At 67.1% G+C, this 18,141-nt stretch carries 20 protein-coding genes; all 20 read left to right on the plus strand.

What is annotated here, in order from left to right:
* The first annotated feature begins 51 nt into the window (after positions 1-51).
* Positions 52-1,434 carry a hypothetical protein gene (locus H3H39_RS03965; protein ID WP_182152022.1) on the plus strand — a complete coding sequence of 461 codons (1,383 nt, stop codon included), beginning with the start codon at positions 52-54 and terminating at the stop codon, positions 1,432-1,434.
* The gene (locus tag H3H39_RS03970) at positions 1,418-2,401 is read left to right on the plus strand and encodes a phosphatase PAP2 family protein (RefSeq protein WP_182152023.1); all 984 of its coding nucleotides are present in this window, start codon (positions 1,418-1,420) and stop codon (positions 2,399-2,401) included. The genes H3H39_RS03965 and H3H39_RS03970 overlap by 17 nt, the downstream gene beginning before the upstream one ends.
* A 175-nt stretch (positions 2,402-2,576) precedes the next feature.
* The gene (locus H3H39_RS28265; RefSeq protein WP_182152024.1) at positions 2,577-4,241 is read left to right on the plus strand and encodes a sensor histidine kinase; all 1,665 of its coding nucleotides are present in this window, start codon (positions 2,577-2,579) and stop codon (positions 4,239-4,241) included.
* A 20-nt stretch (positions 4,242-4,261) separates the two neighbouring features.
* On the plus strand, positions 4,262-4,942 hold the full coding sequence (locus H3H39_RS03980; protein ID WP_311196848.1) for a response regulator: 681 nt from the start codon (positions 4,262-4,264) through the stop codon (positions 4,940-4,942).
* Positions 4,943-5,225: 283 nt separating this feature from the next.
* Positions 5,226-5,372: a Flp family type IVb pilin gene (locus tag H3H39_RS03985; protein ID WP_182152025.1), complete on the plus strand. Its 147-nt coding sequence runs from the start codon at positions 5,226-5,228 to the stop codon at positions 5,370-5,372.
* A 75-nt stretch (positions 5,373-5,447) separates the two neighbouring features.
* Positions 5,448-5,621: a Flp family type IVb pilin gene (locus H3H39_RS03990; RefSeq protein WP_182152026.1), complete on the plus strand. Its 174-nt coding sequence runs from the start codon at positions 5,448-5,450 to the stop codon at positions 5,619-5,621.
* Positions 5,622-5,764: 143 nt separating this feature from the next.
* Positions 5,765-5,926 (plus strand): Flp family type IVb pilin, encoded by a 162-nt coding sequence (locus tag H3H39_RS03995; protein WP_182152529.1) that lies wholly within the window; start codon positions 5,765-5,767, stop codon positions 5,924-5,926.
* Complete coding sequence (locus H3H39_RS04000) at positions 5,923-7,017, plus strand: phosphatase PAP2 family protein (RefSeq protein WP_182152027.1); 1,095 nt, start codon at positions 5,923-5,925, stop codon at positions 7,015-7,017. Before H3H39_RS03995 ends, H3H39_RS04000 begins: the two co-directional genes overlap by 4 nt.
* Complete coding sequence (locus H3H39_RS04005) at positions 7,014-7,604, plus strand: A24 family peptidase (RefSeq protein WP_182152028.1); 591 nt, start codon at positions 7,014-7,016, stop codon at positions 7,602-7,604. The genes H3H39_RS04000 and H3H39_RS04005 overlap by 4 nt, the downstream gene beginning before the upstream one ends.
* The gene (locus tag H3H39_RS04010) at positions 7,601-8,233 is read left to right on the plus strand and encodes a methyltransferase family protein (protein ID WP_182152029.1); all 633 of its coding nucleotides are present in this window, start codon (positions 7,601-7,603) and stop codon (positions 8,231-8,233) included. Before H3H39_RS04005 ends, H3H39_RS04010 begins: the two co-directional genes overlap by 4 nt.
* Positions 8,234-8,249: 16 nt before the next feature.
* On the plus strand, positions 8,250-9,608 hold the full coding sequence (locus H3H39_RS04015; protein WP_182152030.1) for an ATP-binding protein: 1,359 nt from the start codon (positions 8,250-8,252) through the stop codon (positions 9,606-9,608).
* Positions 9,605-10,456 (plus strand): Flp pilus assembly protein CpaB, encoded by an 852-nt coding sequence (cpaB, locus tag H3H39_RS04020; RefSeq protein ID WP_182152031.1) that lies wholly within the window; start codon positions 9,605-9,607, stop codon positions 10,454-10,456. The genes H3H39_RS04015 and cpaB overlap by 4 nt, the downstream gene beginning before the upstream one ends.
* 21 nt (positions 10,457-10,477) lie before the next feature.
* Positions 10,478-12,043, plus strand: coding sequence for a type II and III secretion system protein family protein (locus H3H39_RS04025; protein WP_182152032.1), 1,566 nt, complete (start codon positions 10,478-10,480; stop codon positions 12,041-12,043).
* Between the two features lie 10 nt (positions 12,044-12,053).
* On the plus strand, positions 12,054-12,320 hold the full coding sequence (locus tag H3H39_RS04030; RefSeq protein ID WP_182152033.1) for a pilus assembly protein: 267 nt from the start codon (positions 12,054-12,056) through the stop codon (positions 12,318-12,320).
* A gap of 20 nt (positions 12,321-12,340) precedes the next feature.
* Positions 12,341-13,609 carry a pilus assembly protein TadG-related protein gene (locus tag H3H39_RS04035; protein ID WP_182152034.1) on the plus strand — a complete coding sequence of 423 codons (1,269 nt, stop codon included), beginning with the start codon at positions 12,341-12,343 and terminating at the stop codon, positions 13,607-13,609.
* Positions 13,610-13,618: 9 nt separating this feature from the next.
* Complete coding sequence (locus H3H39_RS04040; RefSeq protein WP_182152035.1) at positions 13,619-14,074, plus strand: TadE/TadG family type IV pilus assembly protein; 456 nt, start codon at positions 13,619-13,621, stop codon at positions 14,072-14,074.
* Positions 14,071-14,541: a TadE/TadG family type IV pilus assembly protein gene (locus H3H39_RS04045; protein WP_182152036.1), complete on the plus strand. Its 471-nt coding sequence runs from the start codon at positions 14,071-14,073 to the stop codon at positions 14,539-14,541. Before H3H39_RS04040 ends, H3H39_RS04045 begins: the two co-directional genes overlap by 4 nt.
* A gap of 34 nt (positions 14,542-14,575) precedes the next feature.
* Complete coding sequence (locus H3H39_RS04050) at positions 14,576-15,730, plus strand: CpaE/TadZ family protein (protein ID WP_182152037.1); 1,155 nt, start codon at positions 14,576-14,578, stop codon at positions 15,728-15,730.
* Positions 15,731-15,817: 87 nt separating this feature from the next.
* Complete coding sequence (locus tag H3H39_RS04055) at positions 15,818-17,143, plus strand: TadA family conjugal transfer-associated ATPase (RefSeq protein WP_229217892.1); 1,326 nt, start codon at positions 15,818-15,820, stop codon at positions 17,141-17,143.
* A gap of 5 nt (positions 17,144-17,148) precedes the next feature.
* On the plus strand, positions 17,149-18,126 hold the full coding sequence (locus H3H39_RS04060) for a type II secretion system F family protein (protein ID WP_182152039.1): 978 nt from the start codon (positions 17,149-17,151) through the stop codon (positions 18,124-18,126).
* Positions 18,127-18,141 lie beyond the last annotated feature (15 nt).

Consider the following 18,141-nt stretch of genomic DNA (forward strand, 5'->3'; position numbering starts at 1 on the left):
TGCCACGCAACACCCCTTAGCCAACCCACGAGCGCCTGGCGTTGGCCGCCAATGGCGATGGTGGCGGCGCTGATCGGCTTCCTGTTCCCCCTGGCACACCGCCCCCTGTTGCTGGACGGCGACACCTACTGGCATTTGGCGGCAGGCCGGTGGATCCTGGCGCAGCGCGCCATCCCCCACACCGATGTGTTTTCCAGCACCATGCCCGGCGCACCCTGGGTGGCCCACGAGTGGCTGTCGGAAGTGCTCATGGCGCTGGCGTTCGACGCCGGCGGCTGGAGCGGCCTGACGCTGTTATGCGGCGCAGCGCTGGCGGCGACCCTCGGTCTGACCACGCACTATCTGCAGCGCCGCCTGGCCCAGCCCGCATCGCTGGTGTGCGCCACCCTGGTCGCCGCCTCCATCGTGCCCAGCCTGTTCGCCCGGCCCCATGTGCTGGCCCTGGTGCCGCTGAGCGCCTGGTGCGTCGCGCTCCTGACGGCACGCGATGCGGGACGCGCGCCATCCTGGCGCTGGTTAGCGCTGATGGTGCTGTGGGCCAACCTGCATGGCAGTTTCGTGCTGGGCCTAGCGCTGGCCGGCCTGTTGGCGCTGGAAGCGGTACTGGGCACGCCGGCGCCGCGCGCGCCGGCGCTGCGCCAGTGGGGCTGGTTCCTGCTGGGTGCGGCGGCGGCGGCCATGTGCACGCCGTTTGGCTGGCGCAGCCTGTGGCATCCCTTCCAGCTGATGCAACCGGAACTGACCTCCACCATCGCGGAATGGCAGCCGCCCAACTTCAACCACCTGCAACCGCTCACGCTGGCACTGATGACTTTGTTGTACACGGCGCTCAGCCGGCCGCTGCGCATCCCCACCACACGCGTGATCATGCTGCTGGGCCTGCTCTACATGGCGCTCAAGCACAGCCGGCATCAAATGGTCGCCGGCTTGGTGGGCGCGCTGCTGCTGGCCGCGCCGCTGGGGCTTGCGCTGGGCCGCCCCGGCGCGCCCCCGGCGCGCCCACGCGGCATGTCCGCCTGGGGCGCCGCGCTGCTGGCCATGGCCCTGCTGGCGGCCGGGCTGCGCCTGGCCATGCCACAGCAGCGGGGCGACGACCCGGCCACGCCGATGGCCGCGCTCGACCATGTGCCGCCCGCCTTGCGCGCGCAGCCTGTATTCAACAGCTATGAATTTGGCGGCTACCTGATTTACCGCCAGGTCCGCCCCTTCGTCGATGGCCGCGCCGACATGTATGGCAGCGATTTCATCCAGGCCTACCTGGCCGCGTTCCGGCCCGACCGCGCCGTCTTCGAACGGGCCAGCGAACGCTACGACGTGCGCTGGGCGCTGATCGCCGCCGACAGCCTCCCCATGCTGTACCTGCTCGACACGCTGCCCCACTGGCGCCGGCTGTATGCCGATGAGGTGGCCGTGGTCTATGTCCGCGAGCGATAAGCCGGCTGCGCTGGGCGCGCCGCGCACGCTATCGCCGCTGGCGGTGGTGGGCGCCACCTTGACCATCGGCGCGCATTGGAGTGCCGGTACCCTGTCGGTGGGCGTGCTGACGTGGCCGCAAGTGATGGTGGCCGCCTACTTCACCGGCTGTTATGCCCTGCTCTTCAGCCTTCTGGCCGTGCTCGAATCGGTGCGCCGCATGCGCCGCTTCCGCGCACCGGACGGCCGGATCGACGTCGCCGCACTGTGGCGCGCCGTGTTCCAGGCCGATAGCGCCGTGATGGGCTGCATGCTGGTGTTCGGCGCCATCCTGGCCATCAGCGGCAACGCCAACCTGGTGCAGATCTACCGCAGCGCCACCACGGTCTGGTACGATCCCGTGCTGTGGCAATTCGAACAGCCCTTGTGGCGCGCCGTGCTGCGGTTTCGCCTGGTGCCGCTGGCTTGGTGGGAGAGCATTTACCACTTGATGTGGTTGTATGTGCTGCTGGTACTGGCACTGCTGGTCAAGGCGCGGCGCACGGAAAGCTCCGTGACGCTGGCCGTGGCCATCGTGCTGGCGTTTTATGGCACCACCGCCATCGCGCTGCGCTTCCCCGTGGCCGGCCCCGAATACTACCACCCGGCCTCGTTCGCCCATTTGCGCGGCACGCTCAGCGGCCAACTGCAAGCCTACCTGCAAGCGTATCAGGCCGGACGCATCGCTCAAAATGGATTGCTGTACGGCACCATGGCCATGCCCAGCCTGCATGTGGCCATAACAGCCATGGCCACCTGGTTTGTCGGACGCCACTGGCCGCGCGCGCTGTGCTGCGCCGTGCCGCTGGCGTTGCTGATCTGGGCCTCGACCATCGTGCTGGGCTGGCACTATGCGCTCGACGGCGTGGCGGCGCTGGCGCTGGCCGCGCTGTGCGTGGCGTCGGCGCGCGCCATCGTCCGCCGCTGTTGGCGCGCGGCGGGGGGATGACGGTATGACACGCGCCGCCAATTTCACCGCACGGTCGTGCTTTATATCCCCAAAGTGTGGCATCGCCGTTATTGATACAACAAATTTTAGCGCTGGATATGGACGCTCATCAGTGTCTGCCGTTAGACTGGAGCAATTGTTACAAGACGAGCAAGAAAACCTGGCTGAACCCCTTGTGAACGACAACATTCCCATGCCCAGCCGCCTGCCTAAAGATGCCACCGACGCCTCCATGGTCAACCGGATGCGGCTGGTGTTGGCCATGACCTGCCTGCTCACGCTGATCATCGATCCGGCCGGCGTGGGCCGGATGAACGACTTCACCATTTTCGTGTTCGCCGGCTACTTGCTGCACAGCCTGGTGTTAAACTTGGTCGGATCACCGCGCCTGCGGGCGCACGTCGCCTACTGGCTGGACGTGGGCTGGTTCTACCTGATCGTGCTGGTCACCGGCGGCAGCAACAGCTTCTTTTTCCTGTTCTTCTTTTTCTCCATCCTGACCGCCTCGTTCACCTTCGGCTTCGAAGCGGGCGCCCGCACCACGCTGGTCTCGACCGCCCTGTTCGCAACGACGGCCATCACGGCCCACACCGACGCGGCGCTGGCGCGGGTGTTGCTGCGCGCCACCTTCCTGTTGGCGCTCGGCTACATGATCGCCCACTGGGGCGGGCTGGTGGTGTCGCAGCAACGGCGCCTGGCCTTGCTGCATGAAGTGACCCAGCAATCGAATCCCCGCTTCGGGGTCGACCAGACCATCGCCACCGTGCTGGAGAAGGTGCGCCAGTTCTATGGCGCCAGTCGCTGCATCCTGTTGATGCGCGAAAGCGGCGCCGAGCACTGGTCGCTGCGGGCGGCCAGCGGCGCCGACACGGCCCGGGCGATCCAGCCTACCCGCCTGAGCGTCGAAGCGGCCACCCCGCTGCTGGCCTTCAGCACCGGCCGCGCGGTGCTGCACACGCGCCCGCTGGACGGTCTGCTGCGCCGGCGCCCGCTGTCGCGCGAATACCTGGCCGCCCGCCAGCGCTGGGTGCGCATCACGCCCGACACGGCCAACGACCTGGCCGAACTGCTGGACGCGGGCGCTCTGGTGACCGTACCGGTGCCCCTGCGTACGGGCGAAGGCCGGTTGATCGTGGTCACCGAACGCCAGGAACTGAGCCGCCAGGACGCCCAATTCCTGCTGCACATCGTCAGCCAGGTGTTCCCCGTGGTGGAGAATATCGAACTGCTGGACCGCATCGCCTCCGACGCTTCCCAGCGCGAGCGCGAGCGCATCGCGCGCGACCTGCACGACACCACGGTGCAACCGTATATCGGCCTCAGCCATGGCCTGAGCGCGATCCGCAAGCAGGCCGGCGCGGACAACCCGCTCTTGCCGGAACTGGACAACCTGCAAGCGATGACCACCCAGGTGATCGGCGACCTGCGCCGCTACGCCAGCAGTTTCCGGGCCGGGCGCCCGGGCTTGAGCGAGCCGGAATTGCTGCTGGCGCTGCGGCGCCACGCCAGCCAGGTCAAGCAATTCTATGGCATCGACATCGCCATCCACAGCCAGGGCCAGTTGCGCGGCAACGACCGGCTGGCGGCCGAGGTGTTCCAGATCGTCAGCGAAGGCATCAGCAATATCTGCAAGCACACCACCGCCAGCAGCGGCGCCGTCATGCTGGCCTGCGGCGAGCGCGAACTGGAGATCCGCATCGAGAATAATTGTCCGGCCGAGGCGGTGACCAATTTCCGCCCCCATTCGATCGCGGAACGGGCGCTGGCCTTGGGCGGCCAGGCCCGCGTGCTGCCGGACCAGCAGCACGCCACCGTGGTCCAGATCACCATCCCCATTTGAAACGAGAGAAAGGCGACAACGTGTCCACTGATCCCCCCATCCGCGTCCTGCTTGTGGACGACCATCAAACCATGATCTGGGGCTTGCGCAAGCTGATCGAAAGCGAGGGCAGCACCATGCAGGTGGTCGGCTGCGCCGCCAGCTGCGACGGCGCGCTGGCCCAGGCCCGCGCCGTGGCGCCCGACGTGATCGTGCTGGACCTGGACCTGGACGGCACCAGCTCGCTGGGCATCCTGGCCGACCTGGTCAAGGGCAGCGGCGCGCGCGTGCTGGTGCTGAGCGGCACGCGCGACGCGTCCCAGCTCGACGCGGCCGTGCTCCACGGCGCTCGCGGCGTGGTCGGCAAGGACGCCGCAGCCGACGTGGTGCTGCGGGCGATCCGCAAGCTGCACCAGGGCGAGCTATGGCTAGATCAGAACCTGTTGGGCCGCATCTTCGACGAGATGCGCCACCCGTCCAAGCGGCGCAAGGCCGACGCCGGGGCCGACAAGATCGCCACCCTGACCACCAAAGAGCGCCAGATCTGCGACCTGATCGCGGCCGGCGGCGGCGGCAACAAGGCGCTGGCCCAGACCCTGTTCATTTCCGACCATACGCTGCGCAACCACCTGACGTCGATTTACCACAAGCTGGGCGTGACCAACCGCCTGGACCTGTATGTGTTCATGACCACCCACCGCGCCGAGCCGCAGGAACGCTAAACGCCCCCCTCCGCCGGGCCCAGAACCTGCCCCGCGCCCCCTCTCGGCAGCCCACTCCGCGCCACGCCAACGCGCCGCTTGTCATTTTATTTTGACAATATTCCTTCCCCATGACAAATGTCCCGAAATTGCTCCTAAAAAAAGGGCGTTTTGTCCCGGCAAAAAAAGGACAGTTGTCTGATGTACCTCATCACTCCTTTCTTTATAGTGAACTCATCAGTGCGGTGTCGGTGCCGGCTGAGACTAGCAAGGCTGAACCAACCTAACGACTTGGGAGCGCTGTATGCGTGATATCGATCCTCCGCCCACGCCCTGGCAGCGTTTCTTCTGGGGAGAGAGCGGAGCGACGTTTTACGAAGCAGTGTTAGTGGCCTCGCTGATCGCCGTTGTGTGCGTCATCGTACTGCTGGCGCTAGGCAAGAATTTCTGAGGCGGCGCACCAGCGCCTTGGAATCCGGACTTTTTGGTGCAGCAGTCTTCACTCAATCTTTAGGGAGTATTCCTCATGAACGCCATTCAAAAATTCCTGCGCGAAGAAGACGGTGTGACGGCCATTGAATATGGCCTGATCGCGGCCCTGATCGCCGTCGTCATCATCGCCGCCGTCACCATCGTCGGCACCCAGCTCAACGTGACGTTCAAGACGGTGGGCAACAAGCTGACCACTGCCAACACTTGATGCGGACAACCTGCCTGCCAAGCGAGGGCCATGTGCCATCGCCTGGCGGGGCGGGATGCCTCGCCGGCCGCGCACCGCGACGCGCACCCGGCCCAGCGGGCCATACCAACGCCTGATGGAGGTGCATCGTGAACAACTGGCTGTTGCGTTTTCACCGGGACTGCTCGGCCGTCACGGCCATCGAGTACGCCTTGCTGGCCGCCCTGATCGCCGTCGTCATCATCGGCTCGGTGACCGTCGTCGGCAGCCAGGTGCTGCAGATGTACAACAACATCAAGGACCAGGTCGTCCTGGCCATGCAATGAACACCCAGCCCTTCATTGTGTCCGCATCGCCATGGGCTGAACTGCGCGCCGCGCTACACGCCCACCGTTGGCTACTTTTGATCGTCGTGCTGCACGCGCTGGCGGCCGCCGTGCTGTACGCCACCTATCCGGACGACAACAGCCCGCTGCTGCTGCTGGAAGGCTTTCTCAGCTCGCTGCTGATCGGTCCCCTGTTCGCCCTGTGCACCTACGCGCTCTATGTCATGGTCTACCGGCGTCCACGCGAACTGGTACGCTACCTGCGCCAGCACGTCGCCGCCTACCTGACGCGCCAGCGCGTGCTACAGGCGCTGCCGGCCCTGCTGCTGCTGCCCGTGTTCACGTCCAGTTTCACCATCGCCAAGGCCGCCGTGCCGCAGCTCCACCCCTATGACTGGGACCGCCGCCTGGCCGCCGCCGACCAGTTGCTGCACGGCGGCGTGCAGCCGTGGGTCTGGCTGCAGCTGCTGGCTGGCTATCCCTTGGTGACGGCCATCCTGAACCTGGCCTACCACCTGTGGTTCTTCATCATGTTCGCCACCATGTACTGGCTGATATTAAGCACCGAGCGCGGCCAGCTGCGCATGCAGTTCCTGCTCAGTTTCGTGCTGACATGGATCCTGCTGGGCAACGTAATGGCCGTGCTGCTGTCCTCGGCCGGCCCCTGCTTCTACCACCTTGTGGCGGCCGGCCCCGACCCCTACGGGCCGCTGATGCAATACCTGCACCGGGCCGACCGCCACATCCCCGTGCTGGCTCTGCACGTGCAAGACATGCTCTGGCAAGGCTACCGCCAGCGCGTGGGCGTGTCCGGACTGACCATCTCGGCCATGCCCAGCATGCATGTGGCCAGTTCCGTGCTGCTCGCCCTGCTGGGCTGGCGGCTGCGCCCGGCCGCCGGCGTGGCGTTCACAGTGTTCGCCGTGCTGATCCTGGCCGGTTCCATCCACCTGGGCTGGCACTACGCGGTGGACGGCTATGCGGGCGCGGCCGGCGCCATCCTCATCTGGAAACTGGTGGGCTGGCTGCAACAGCGCGCTGGTGCCACCGACACTGGCGCCATCCCGGCGCCGGCCGGGAGCGCGCCATGAGCATCGATCCACGCATACTCCCCCCGGCCGCCGTGCTGGCCGCGCTGCTGGTGGCCGCCGTCTGGCATGACGTGCGCACCCGCCGCATCCCCAACCGCCTGGTACTGGGCGGCGCCGTGGCCGGCCTGGCGTTCCAGGCCTTGCTGGCGCCGGGCGCGGGCCTGTTCACCAATCCGTTCGGCGCGCTCGGCCTGCTCAATGGCCTGGCCGGCCTGGGCCTGGGCCTGGGCCTGCTGCTGCCCATGTACATGCTGGGCGCGATGGGCGCTGGCGACGTCAAGCTGATGGCCATGAGCGGCGCCTTCCTGGGCCCGCACGACATACTGGGCGCGGCCCTGCTGACGATGATCGCCGGCGGTGTGCTGGCGCTGCTGGTGGCGCTGGGCAGCGGCCGGATGGGGCAGGTGCTGGCCAATCTGCGCCAGTTGCTGCTGCACGCGCTGGTGCGGGCCGGCACCGGTGGCAGCGCCCGGCTAGACGCGCCGCCCGCCCCCACCGGCAAGCTGGCCTATGCCATCGCCATCGCCGCCGGCACCGCCCTGCAAGTGGCGCTGGCGCGCTTTCCCGCCTGGAGCAACCTGCTATGAACACGACATCACATGCGCTGGCCGGACTGTTGCGCTCGCGCCCTCTGAATGTGGGCCTGGGCATGCTGCTGGCCTGGGCCTGGGGCTGGTTCTGCTATGCCCACCTGCAGGGCTTCCTGCGCAGCGGCGACTGGAGCTATCTGCTGTTTTGCGCCTCCGAATCGCTGGTGGCCGTGCTGTTCCTGATCCGCTCGGAACCGGTGCGGGTGTCGCACAGCGCGCTCGACTGGGGCCTGGCCATCGCCGCCACCTTCCTGCCCTTCCTGTTCTCGCCCACCGGCGATGCCGTGCTGCCGGCGGCCCGTTTGCTGATCGTCGCTGGCGTGCTGATCCAGATCGGCGGCCTGCTGTCGCTCAACCGCAGCTTCGGCCTGGTGGCGGCCCACCGCACCCTCAAGACCAGCGGCCTGTATGGCGTGGTGCGCCATCCGCTGTACGCCAGCTACCTGCTGTCCTACGCCGGCTACATCCTGAACAACACGAGCGCGCTCAACGTCACCATCAGCGTGCTGGCCGGCGCCCTGATGGTGGCGCGCCTGCTGCGCGAGGAACGCTTCCTGGCGCGCGACCCGCGCTACCTGGCGTACATGGCGCAAGTGAAGTACCGCGTGATCCCGCGCCTGTTCTGAACCCGAGGAGCGCATGATGTTGGCCACCACTCTCCCCACCAGCAGCGACACTGTCGTTGACCCCTTGCGCGCGCCCGCCCCACGCACGGTGGAGGAAACGGGATTGCCCCAGTTGTTCCTGGTCGATTTGCTGTGCAAGATACTGGCCCAGCACGGCCAGATGCAGCTGAGCGAACTGGCCGCCAGCACCAAGCTGCCCGTCAGCGTGCTGGACGCCGTGCTGGCCCCCATGCGCACGGAAAAACTGTGCGAGGTGGCGCGCCGCGGCGGCAGCGGCACCGACGCCGACCTGTGCTTCAATCTGACGGAATTCGGCCGCCTGCGGGCCCAGGACGCGGCTTTGCGCGACGCCTACGCCGGCCCCGCACCCGTCGCTTATGCCGACTATGTGGCCCAGGTGCGGCGCAACAGCGTGGCCCACAAGCCCTTGTCGCGCGCCCACATGCAGCGCGTGTACGAGGGCGTGGTGGTGCGCCCGGCCCTGCTCGACCAGCTGGGCGCGGCCTTCAATTCCGGCCGCGCCATCTTCATGCACGGCCCGGCCGGCAGCGGCAAGAGCTACCTGGCCGAACGGCTGCACGGCTTGCTCGAAGGCGAGGTGCCCATCCCCCATGCGATCCTGATCGATGGCGCCGTGGTGCCGATCTACGATCCCGTGGTGCACCCGGCCGTGGCCGAGGAGGCGCCGGCCGGCAGCCAGTTCGACCGCCGCTACACGCGCGACCTGCGCTGGGTGCGCTGCCAGCGCCCGGCCGTGTTGACCGGCGGCGAACTGACCATCGAGATGCTGGACCTGCGCTTCGACCATGGCGCCCGCCTGTATCAGGCCCCGCCCCACCTGAAGGCCAACGGCGGCATCCTCGTGATCGACGACCTGGGGCGCCAGCGCTGCTCGCCGGTGGAACTGATGAACCGCTGGATCGTGCCGCTGGACCGCCACATCGATTTCCTGGCCCTGCAGAACGGCTACAAGTTCGCCGTGCCGTTCGACATGATCGTGGTGTTCTCGTCCAACCTGCAACCCGAGGAACTGGCCGACGGCGCCTTCCTGCGCAGGCTCGGCTACAAGATCCACGTCGGGCCGCTGCCCGAGGCGCTGTACCGGACCGTGTTCCAGCAAGTGTGCGAGCGGCTCGGTATCGCCTACGACGAAGCCTTGTTCGACTACCTGCTGCGGGCGCACCACGGGCCCGAGGACCGGCCCTTGATGGCCTGTTATCCGAACGACTTGCTGGGCCAGTTGTGCGACCTGGCCCGCTACGAAGGGCGCCAGGCACGCCTGGATCAGGCGGGGCTGGACTGGGCCTGGCAAAACTATTTCGGCGCGTCCACGGACGATGCTGGCGACAGCGCTAACCTGGGGGAACAAAAATGAGAAATACACGTGCCGTGATCATGATGCTGGTAGCCATCGCCCTCGCCTTCGGCGCGGTGCTGGTGGCAGCCCAGTGGATCAACAAGCAATCATCGACCAACACCCAAAAGGTGGCGGTGGCCCTGGTCGATATCCCGCTCGGCTCGCGCATCAACGCCGAGATGGTGCGGCTGGTGGACTGGCCGGCCGCCGCCATGCCGCCGGGCGCCTTCAACGATCCCAAGGCGCTCGACACGCGCGTCGCCCGCACCACCATCCAGCGTGGCGAGCCGCTGATGGAAGGCAAGCTGGCGCCACCGGGCACCCAGGGCGGGCTGTCGGCCGTGGTGGCCGAGGGCAAACGGGCCATGACGGTGCGCGTGAATGACGTGGTGGGCGTGGCCGGCTTCGCCCTGCCCGGCAACTTCGTGGACATCCTCGTCAACACTCAGGAGGAAGGAATGCGCAACAACACCGCCAAGGACCCCAGCATTTCCAAGATCGTGCTGGAGCACATGCTGGTGCTGGCCATCGCCCAGGAGGCGGGACGCGACGACACCAAGCCCAAGGTGGTCAACGCCGTCACGCTGGAAGTGACGCCGGAGGAAGCCGAGAAGCTGGACCTGGCGCGCAGCGTGGGCACGCTGTCGCTGGTGCTGCGCAACCAGATCGATCCCAAGCCGGTGCAGACGGCCGGCGCCACCAAGACCAGCCTGCTGGGCAAGCCGGTCGCCGTGGCCGAGGCCAAACCGGTGCCGGTGGCGGCGCCGCGCGAGCCGGCCCCGCGGCGCGTGGCCGCCGTGCGCCCGCCGGCCAAGGACCAGGTTGAAATCATCCGGGGGCTGGATCGCAGCACCCAGCAGTTTTAAGCCGACACCAGGAGCTTAAATATGAACACGATTCGCCGCATCCCCACCAGCACCGCGTTGCGCCTGAGCCTCGTCCTGGCTGGCCTGCTGAGCACCTGGAGCCACGCCGCCACCGAGCCGGCCCAAGCAGCCCAGCCAACCAAGGCGGCCAAGCCAGCCAAGGCGGCCAAGGTTACCAAGGCCGACGCCGCCCCGCCGGCGTCCCAGGCGGGCCGGGTGGAACTGGCGCCACAGGTCCAGCTGGCCGAAGGCAAATCGACGCTGATGCGCCTGCCGTTCCCGGCCACCTTGCTGTCGGTGGGCGACGCCAGCATCGCCGACGTGCGCCTGATCAAGCCGGATGAGATCTACATGCTGGGCAAGAGCGCCGGCACCACCAACCTGATCGTGCGCAACAAACAGGGCGACACCACCATCGTTGACCTGTCCGTGAGCGTGGACACCAGCGCCCTGCAGGCGCGCTACGGCCAGCTGCTGCAAGGCGAGAAGGACTTGCACATCACGGCAGCGGCCGACACCCTGATCCTGTCAGGCACGGTGTCGGACGTGGTCAAGGCCGACCAGGCCATGGCGCTGGCCAACGCCTACGTGCAGCGCAGCGCGCGCAGCGGCGCCAGCGGCGGTGGTGGTGGTGGTGGTGGTGGTGGTGGTGGCGCCAGCGCCAGTGGTGGCGCCAGCGGCGGCAGCTCGCCCAAGGTGGTCAACCTGCTCAAGATCGCCGCGCCCCAGCAAGTGATGCTGGAAGTGAAAGTGGCCGAAGTGTCCAAGACCCTGGTCGACCAGCTCGGCGCCAGCCTGGGCCTGAGCCGCACGGTCGGTGGCTGGAGCTACACCCTGCTGTCGAATCTGCTCAGCAGCAATCCCAGCAAGGTCGACGCGTTCAATAACCGCAACGGCAACTTCGCCAGCCTGGATGCCCAAAAACGCGACGGCCTGGTCAAGGTGCTGGCCGAGCCCACCATCATGGCCATCAGCGGCCAGGAGGCCAGCTTCCTTGCCGGCGGCAAGATCTTCATCCCGGTGGCTCAGAACAACAATGGCGGCACCCAGACCATCACGCTGGAGGAAAAGGAATTCGGGGTGGCCGTCAAGTTCACCCCCACCGTGCTCGATGGCGGCCGCATCAACCTCAAGGTGGCGCCGGAAGTGTCGGACCTGAACAAGGAAGGGGTGGGCATCACGGCCACCGGCATCAATACCACCGCCATCCTGCCCTCGTTCACCACGCGTCGCGCCACCACCACGGTGCAGCTGTTCGATGGCCAGAGCTTCGCCATCGGTGGCCTGATCAAGAATAATGTGACCACCAGCATCAAGGCCTTCCCCGGCCTGGGCGAGATTCCCGTGCTGGGCGCGCTGTTCCGCTCCAGCGACTTCCAGACCGACCGCACCGAGCTGGTGTTCATCGTCACGCCGCGCCTGGTGCAGCCGCTGCCGGCCGACTACAAGCTGCCCACCGATGGCTACATCCAGCCCAGCCGCGGTGAATTCTTCCTGCAGGGCAAACTCGAAGGCCAGCCGCCCGCCCAGTCCGGTCCGGCCCCCCAGCAGGCCGCACCCACGGCCGGCGGCTTTGACGTGAAATAGGAGAAGCATCATGAAAACCATGCTGTGCGCCACCAGCGCCGCCCTGCTGCTGGGGGCCTGCGCTTCCAACACTCCCTACCTGGACAGCCAGTTCGGCCAGGCCAACCGCATGCTGCAAACCCAGCAGATCATCCTGCCCCAGGGCCAGGCCGGCAACCCCAGCGCCGGGGTGGACGGCCAGGTGGCCCGCAGCGGTTACGACCAGTACCAGAAAACCTTCCGGGCGCCGGAACCGCAGACCCAGGCCTTCACCATCGGCCTGGGTACGGGCAAGTAGGCACGGGCGGAGCGGCCATCATGCTCATCTCAGACCGGACCCGCCAGCGCGGCACGGTGGCCATCATCGCCGCCATCGCGCTGCCCATACTGATCGGCTTCGCCGGCCTGGCGCTGGACGGCGGCCGGCTGTACGTGCACAAGACCGAACTGCAGAACGCGGCCGACGCCTGCGCGCTGGCCGCCTCGCGCGAACTGACCTGCGATCCCGCTGCGGGCGCCTGCGCCAACTCCTACCTGATCAACGCGGAAAACGCCGGCCTGACGGTGGCCGGGCGCAACTTCATCGACTTCCAGGGCACGGCCGTGGGCAGCGCCCAGCTGACGGCGGCCGACATCACCTTCAGCACCACCTTCGCGCCCGCTTCGTCCTACCTGTCGCGCGCCGCAGGCGCCAGTCCGGCCTCCAAATACGTCAAATGCACCCCGCACCAGAGCGGCATCCTGCCCTGGTTCATGGAGGTGCTGGGCTTTGGCGGGCAAACCGTCAACGCCTCGGCGGTGGCCACCCTGCTGGCGGCCGAGATCAATTGCGCGATCCCGATCGGCATGTGCAAGCTGCCCTCGGCGCCGGCCAGCGCCCCGTTCACCGGCCTGACCATCGGCCAGTGGGTCACGAGCAAACTGAGCCAGTCCTCGACGGGCGCCTTCGACTGGATCGATTTCACCCCGCCCGGCGGCGGCGCCAGCGAGCTGGCCGACCTGTTCCGCGGCACCGGCGCCTGCTCCGTGCCCAAGCCGCCGGCCGTGGTGGGCGAGCAGGGCAATATCGCCAGCCTCAATACGGCGTGGAACACCCGCTTTGGCCTCTACAAGGGCAGCGACAGCATCACCACCGCCACCCCCGACTACACCGGCTACGCCTATACGATCACCAGCTGGCCGTCCAAGTTCAACGCCTATAGTGGCAGCAATGGCGCCATCCCGAACTTCCAGACGGCCCGCAACCAGCACCAGCCATGGCAAGGCAACGTGGCCGCCGGCACCAGCATCAACCTGGGCGGGGTGACCCAGTCCACCCAGCCCCAGCTGACCACCTACGGCGCCGACCGCCGGCTGGTGACGGCGCCCGTGGTGGACTGCACCTCATTCGGCGGCGGCGGCGGCGGCAATACCACGGTGCTCGGCTACGCCTGCGTGCTGATGCTGGCCCCGATGGACAAGGACAACGACGAGGTGTTCCTGGAATACCGCGGCAAGTCGACCGACGTGAACAGTCCCTGCGCCACCTCCGGCGCCGTCGGCGGTCCGCTCGCCGAAGGCCCGCTGGTGCCGGCGCTGGTGCAATAGGAGCATGAAATGAAGCGCATGCGCAGACAACGAGGCGTGGCCAGCGTGGAACTGGGGTTCCTGATCATCCCGCTGCTGCTACTGACCTTCGGCACCACGGAATTCGGGCGCGCCATCTACCAGTACAACACGCTGGCCAAGGCCAGCCGCGACGCCACCCGTTTCCTGTCCGGCCAGGCCCCCGGCGATGCCGGCGACACGGCCACGGCCCAATGCCTGGTGGTGTACGGCGACGCCACCTGCACCAACACGACGCCACTGCTGCCGGGCCTGACGACGTCCATGGTCACCGTGTGCGATTCCGTCAGCTGCCCGTCCACCCACCAGAGCCAGACCACCGGCAGCGGCGCCATCAACCTGGTCACGGTGACCATCAGCGGCTACCAGTTCACCTCGCTGGTGCCCTTCATCGCGTCCAACATGACGTTCAACGATATCCACACCACCATGCGCCAGATCTTATGAACACGTCCGCCGCCCTCCGCCATCGCCACGCCGACCGGCCGCGCGCCCGCCAGGGCGGCGCCACGGCCGTCGAGTTCGCCATCGTGGCCAGCGTGTTCCTGATGCTAATGATCGGCATGATGGAGATGGGCCGCATGCTGTACTACTGGAACACGGCCACCGAGGCCACCCGCCTGGGCGCGCGCGTGGCCGCCGTGTGCGACGTCAACGACAGCATTATCAAGACCAAGATGCACGCCATGCTCGACGTGCTGCCCACCAGCGCCATCACGGTCAGCTACACGCCCAGCCTTTGCACGGTCGAGACCTGCCGCTACGTGACGGTGTCGATCAACAGCGGCGTCCCGATCGCCACCTATATTCCGTTCGTACCACTGGCGCTGTCGCTGCCGGCCTTGTCGACCACGCTGCCGCGCGAGAGCATGCTCAGCACCGTCGGCGGCAGCGCCAACCCCATGTGCCAGTGAACGCTTTACCGCTTAATTATTGACAGGAGTCATCGTGAAAATCACCGTCGTTTCCAGAACCGAGAAACAATTGCTGGAACTGTCGCGCCTGCTCCGCGAGCGCAACGGCGCCGACGAGATCAACGCCATCCTGGGCAAGCTGCAGCGCCTGCAGGAACCGGTCGACTGCCAATTGCTGTTGCTGGACCAGCCGACGCTCGACGACGCCGACCTGGACCAGCTCGAACGCATCAGCACCGGCTACCCGACCCTGGCCGTGATCGTCATCTGCCAGCAGCAGGAGCCGGAATTCCTGATGCAGGCCATGCGCAGCGGCGTGCGTGAAGTGCTGGCCAGCCCGGCCGACCCGGAACAATTGCTGCCGGCCGTGCGCCGCATCGAGGAAAAGCTGCAGAACCGCGTGCGCGCGCTGGGCAAGGTGCTGGCCTTTATCTCGTGCAAGGGGGGCAGCGGTGCCACCTTCCTCGCCACCAACCTCGGTTACGCACTGGCGTCCCAGGAAAACAAGAAGGTGGCCCTGTTCGACCTCAATCTGCAGTTCGGCGATGCCTCGCTGTTCGTGTCGGACCATAAGCCGCCGGCCACGCTGGCCCAGGTGGCCCAGCAGATCCACCGGCTCGACCCCTCGTTCCTGGCCGCCAGCATGGTGCAGGTGTCGCCCAACTACGGCGTGCTGGCCGCGCCGGAAGACCCGGCCCACGCCAACGACGTCAAGCCCGAGCACATCAGCCAATTGCTGCAATTGGCGCGCCAGCACTACGACTTCGTGCTGCTCGACATCGGCCGCAGCCTGGACGCCGTGTCCGTGCGGGCACTGGACCAGGCCGACATGATCTTCCCCATCCTGCAGCTGACCCTGCCCTACATCCGTGACGGCAAGCGCCTGCTGGGCGTGTTCCGCTCGCTCGACTACCGCAAGGACAAGATCCACCTGATCGTGAACCGCTACGCGCCCGGCGGCGAGATCCGCCTGTCCGACTGCGAAGACGCGTTCGGCACCCGCATGTTCAAGACCGTGCCCAACCACTACGAGGCGGCGGCCGCCTCCGTTAACCAGGGCGTGCCCATTTTGCAACTGGCCAAGGCCAGTCCCGTGTCCAAGGCCTTGCAGGAGCTGGCCCGCACCCTGGCCGGCGAGGCTGGCGAGGAAACCCGCGGCTGGCTGTCCAAGATTTTGAAACGCGCCTGATCGCGCGCCCGATACGGTTAATCAAACAGGAGCATCATCATGGCATCCCAGCCCCCCTCGATACGGGAACGCCTCAATAGCGGCGGTATGGCCCTCGGCGCGGCGCCCTACGTGCTGCCCAGCGGCGGCTCGATCGACACCCGCAGCTACCAGGACCTCAAGCACCGCATCCACCAGGCGCTGCTGGACCGGGTCGACCTGGAGGGCATGCAACGCCTGTCACAGGGCGAGATCCGCGACGAATTGCGCATCCTCGTCGAGCGCCTGCTCGATGAAGGCACCATGGTCATCAACGACGCCGAGCGCAAGAGCCTGACGCGCGACATCCAGTACGAGGTGCTCGGCTTCGGCCCGCTGGAACCGTTGCTGGCCGACCCCAGCGTGTCGGACATCCTGGTCAACACCCACAAGCAGGTGTATGTGGAGCGCCACGGCCGGCTGGAGCTGACCGACACCACTTTCACCGACGACGCCCACCTGATGAAGATCATCGACAAGATCGTGGCCCGGGTGGGCCGCCGTATCGACGAATCGAGCCCCATGGTGGACGCGCGCCTGCCCGACGGCTCGCGCGTGAACGCCATCATCCCGCCGCTGGCCATCGATGGCCCCATCATGTCGATCCGGCGCTTTTCAACCACCCCGCTGCGGCTGGCCGACCTGGTCGATTACAAAAGCCTGACGGGCAGCATGGGCACCCTGCTGCAAGGGCTGGGCAAGGCCAAGGTCAACATCCTGATCTCGGGCGGTACCGGTTCCGGCAAGACCACGCTGCTCAATGTCCTGTCCGGCTTCATCTCGCACAGCGAACGGATTGTCACAGTGGAAGACGCGGCCGAGCTGCAGCTGCAACAGCCCCACATCGTGCGGCTGGAAACGCGCCCGCCCAACATCGAGGGCAAGGGCGAGGTCACGCAGCGGGCGCTGGTGCGCAATGCGCTGCGCATGCGGCCCGACCGCATCATTCTGGGCGAGGTGCGCGGCGGCGAGGCGCTCGACATGCTGCAAGCGATGAACACGGGCCACGAGGGTTCGATGGCCACCATCCACGCCAACACCCCGCGCGACGCGCTGACCCGCCTGGAGAACATGATCAGCATGGCCGCCTCCAGCCTGCCGTCCAAGGCCATGCGCCAGCAGATCAGCTCGGCCATCGGGGTGGTGGTGCAGGTGGCGCGCCTGACGGACGGCAAGCGCAAGGTCACCTCGATCTCGGAGGTGACGGGGATGGAGGGCGAGATGATCACCATGCAGGAGATCTTCGCCTTCCGCCAGACCGGGCTGGACCCGATCGGCACCGTGCTGGGCAGCTTCCGCGCCAGCGGCGTGCGGCCCCGCTTCTGCGACCGGCTGCGCCACTTCGGCGTGGCGCTGGACGACACCATGTTCGACCCCAACCGCGAACTGAGCTGACCATCATGGACACTCTCTACTACATCTTCGGCATCCTGATCTTCGTGGCCGTGGTGCTGGGCATCGAAGCGCTGTACCTGGCCTGGAACGCCACCAAGGGACCGGAAGCGGAACGGGTGGCGCGCCGCCTGCGCACCATGTCGGCCGGCGCCCACCTGGGCCAGCAGAGCAATTCCATGATCAAGCAGAGGCTGCTGAGCGAGTCGCCCGGCCTGCAACGGCTGCTGCTGGAACTGCCGCGCATCCACCAGGTGGACCGGCTGCTGGAGCAAAGCGGGCTGTCGTGGAGCGTGGCCGAGCTGATCGGCGTGCAAGCGCTGTGCTTTTTCGTCGCCCTGTTCGCCGGCCTGTGGTTCGGCCTGCCGTGGCTGCTGGCGCTGTTGCTGGCCGTGGGTGGCACTTGCCTGCCTCTGCTGTGGGCGCTGCGCGCCAAAGAACAGCGGCTGGCCCGCATCGAGGAGCAACTGCCCGACGCGCTGGACTTGATCGGGCGCGCCGTGCGGGCCGGCCATGCCTTCCCCACTGCGCTGTCGATGGTGGGCGACGAGATGCGCGAACCGCTGGCCGGCGAATTCTCGGCCGCCTTCGACGAAGTCAATTTCGGCATCTCGATGCAGGACGCGCTGCTCAACCTGGCCACCCGCGTGCCCAGCACGGACTTGCGCTACTTCGTGATCGCCGTGACCATCCAGCGCGAGACGGGCGGCAACCTGGCTGAACTGCTCGACAACATCAGCGCCATCATCCGGGCCCGCATGAAGCTGATGGGGCAGATACGGGTGCTGTCGGCCGAGGGCAAGATGTCGGCCTGGGTGCTGGGCCTGCTGCCGTTCGGAGCGGCCGGTGTGATCCACATGACCAGCCCGCAGTTCCTGGCCGTGCTGTACACCGACCCGGGCGGACGCAAGATGCTGATGGGCGCCGCCCTGATGATGGCCATGGGCGCCTATGTGATGCGCCGCATCATCCGCATCCGCGTGTGAGCTAGAGGAGAGCAT

This window comes from Rugamonas apoptosis, assembly GCF_014042355.1.
GTDB lineage: Bacteria > Pseudomonadota > Gammaproteobacteria > Burkholderiales > Burkholderiaceae_D > Rugamonas > Rugamonas apoptosis.

Bases quoted from the DNA above. Each gene is read 5' to 3' on its own strand.
- H3H39_RS04025 (WP_182152032.1), top strand. From the start codon at position 10,478: ATGAACACGATTCGCCGCATCCCCACCAGCACCGCGTTGCGCCTGAGC.
- cpaB (WP_182152031.1), top strand. From the start codon at position 9,605: ATGAGAAATACACGTGCCGTGATCATGATGCTGGTAGCCATCGCCCTC.
- H3H39_RS04035 (WP_182152034.1), top strand. From the start codon at position 12,341: ATGCTCATCTCAGACCGGACCCGCCAGCGCGGCACGGTGGCCATCATC.
- H3H39_RS04030 (WP_182152033.1), top strand. From the start codon at position 12,054: ATGAAAACCATGCTGTGCGCCACCAGCGCCGCCCTGCTGCTGGGGGCC.
- H3H39_RS04045 (WP_182152036.1), top strand. From the start codon at position 14,071: ATGAACACGTCCGCCGCCCTCCGCCATCGCCACGCCGACCGGCCGCGC.
- H3H39_RS04055 (WP_229217892.1), top strand. From the start codon at position 15,818: ATGGCCCTCGGCGCGGCGCCCTACGTGCTGCCCAGCGGCGGCTCGATC.
- H3H39_RS04040 (WP_182152035.1), top strand. From the start codon at position 13,619: ATGAAGCGCATGCGCAGACAACGAGGCGTGGCCAGCGTGGAACTGGGG.
- H3H39_RS03985 (WP_182152025.1), top strand. From the start codon at position 5,226: ATGCGTGATATCGATCCTCCGCCCACGCCCTGGCAGCGTTTCTTCTGG.
- H3H39_RS04060 (WP_182152039.1), top strand. From the start codon at position 17,149: ATGGACACTCTCTACTACATCTTCGGCATCCTGATCTTCGTGGCCGTG.
- H3H39_RS03970 (WP_182152023.1), top strand. From the start codon at position 1,418: ATGTCCGCGAGCGATAAGCCGGCTGCGCTGGGCGCGCCGCGCACGCTA.
- H3H39_RS03965 (WP_182152022.1), top strand. From the start codon at position 52: ATGGCGATGGTGGCGGCGCTGATCGGCTTCCTGTTCCCCCTGGCACAC.
- H3H39_RS03990 (WP_182152026.1), top strand. From the start codon at position 5,448: ATGAACGCCATTCAAAAATTCCTGCGCGAAGAAGACGGTGTGACGGCC.
- H3H39_RS04005 (WP_182152028.1), top strand. From the start codon at position 7,014: ATGAGCATCGATCCACGCATACTCCCCCCGGCCGCCGTGCTGGCCGCG.
- H3H39_RS04015 (WP_182152030.1), top strand. From the start codon at position 8,250: ATGTTGGCCACCACTCTCCCCACCAGCAGCGACACTGTCGTTGACCCC.
- H3H39_RS04010 (WP_182152029.1), top strand. From the start codon at position 7,601: ATGAACACGACATCACATGCGCTGGCCGGACTGTTGCGCTCGCGCCCT.
- H3H39_RS04000 (WP_182152027.1), top strand. From the start codon at position 5,923: ATGAACACCCAGCCCTTCATTGTGTCCGCATCGCCATGGGCTGAACTG.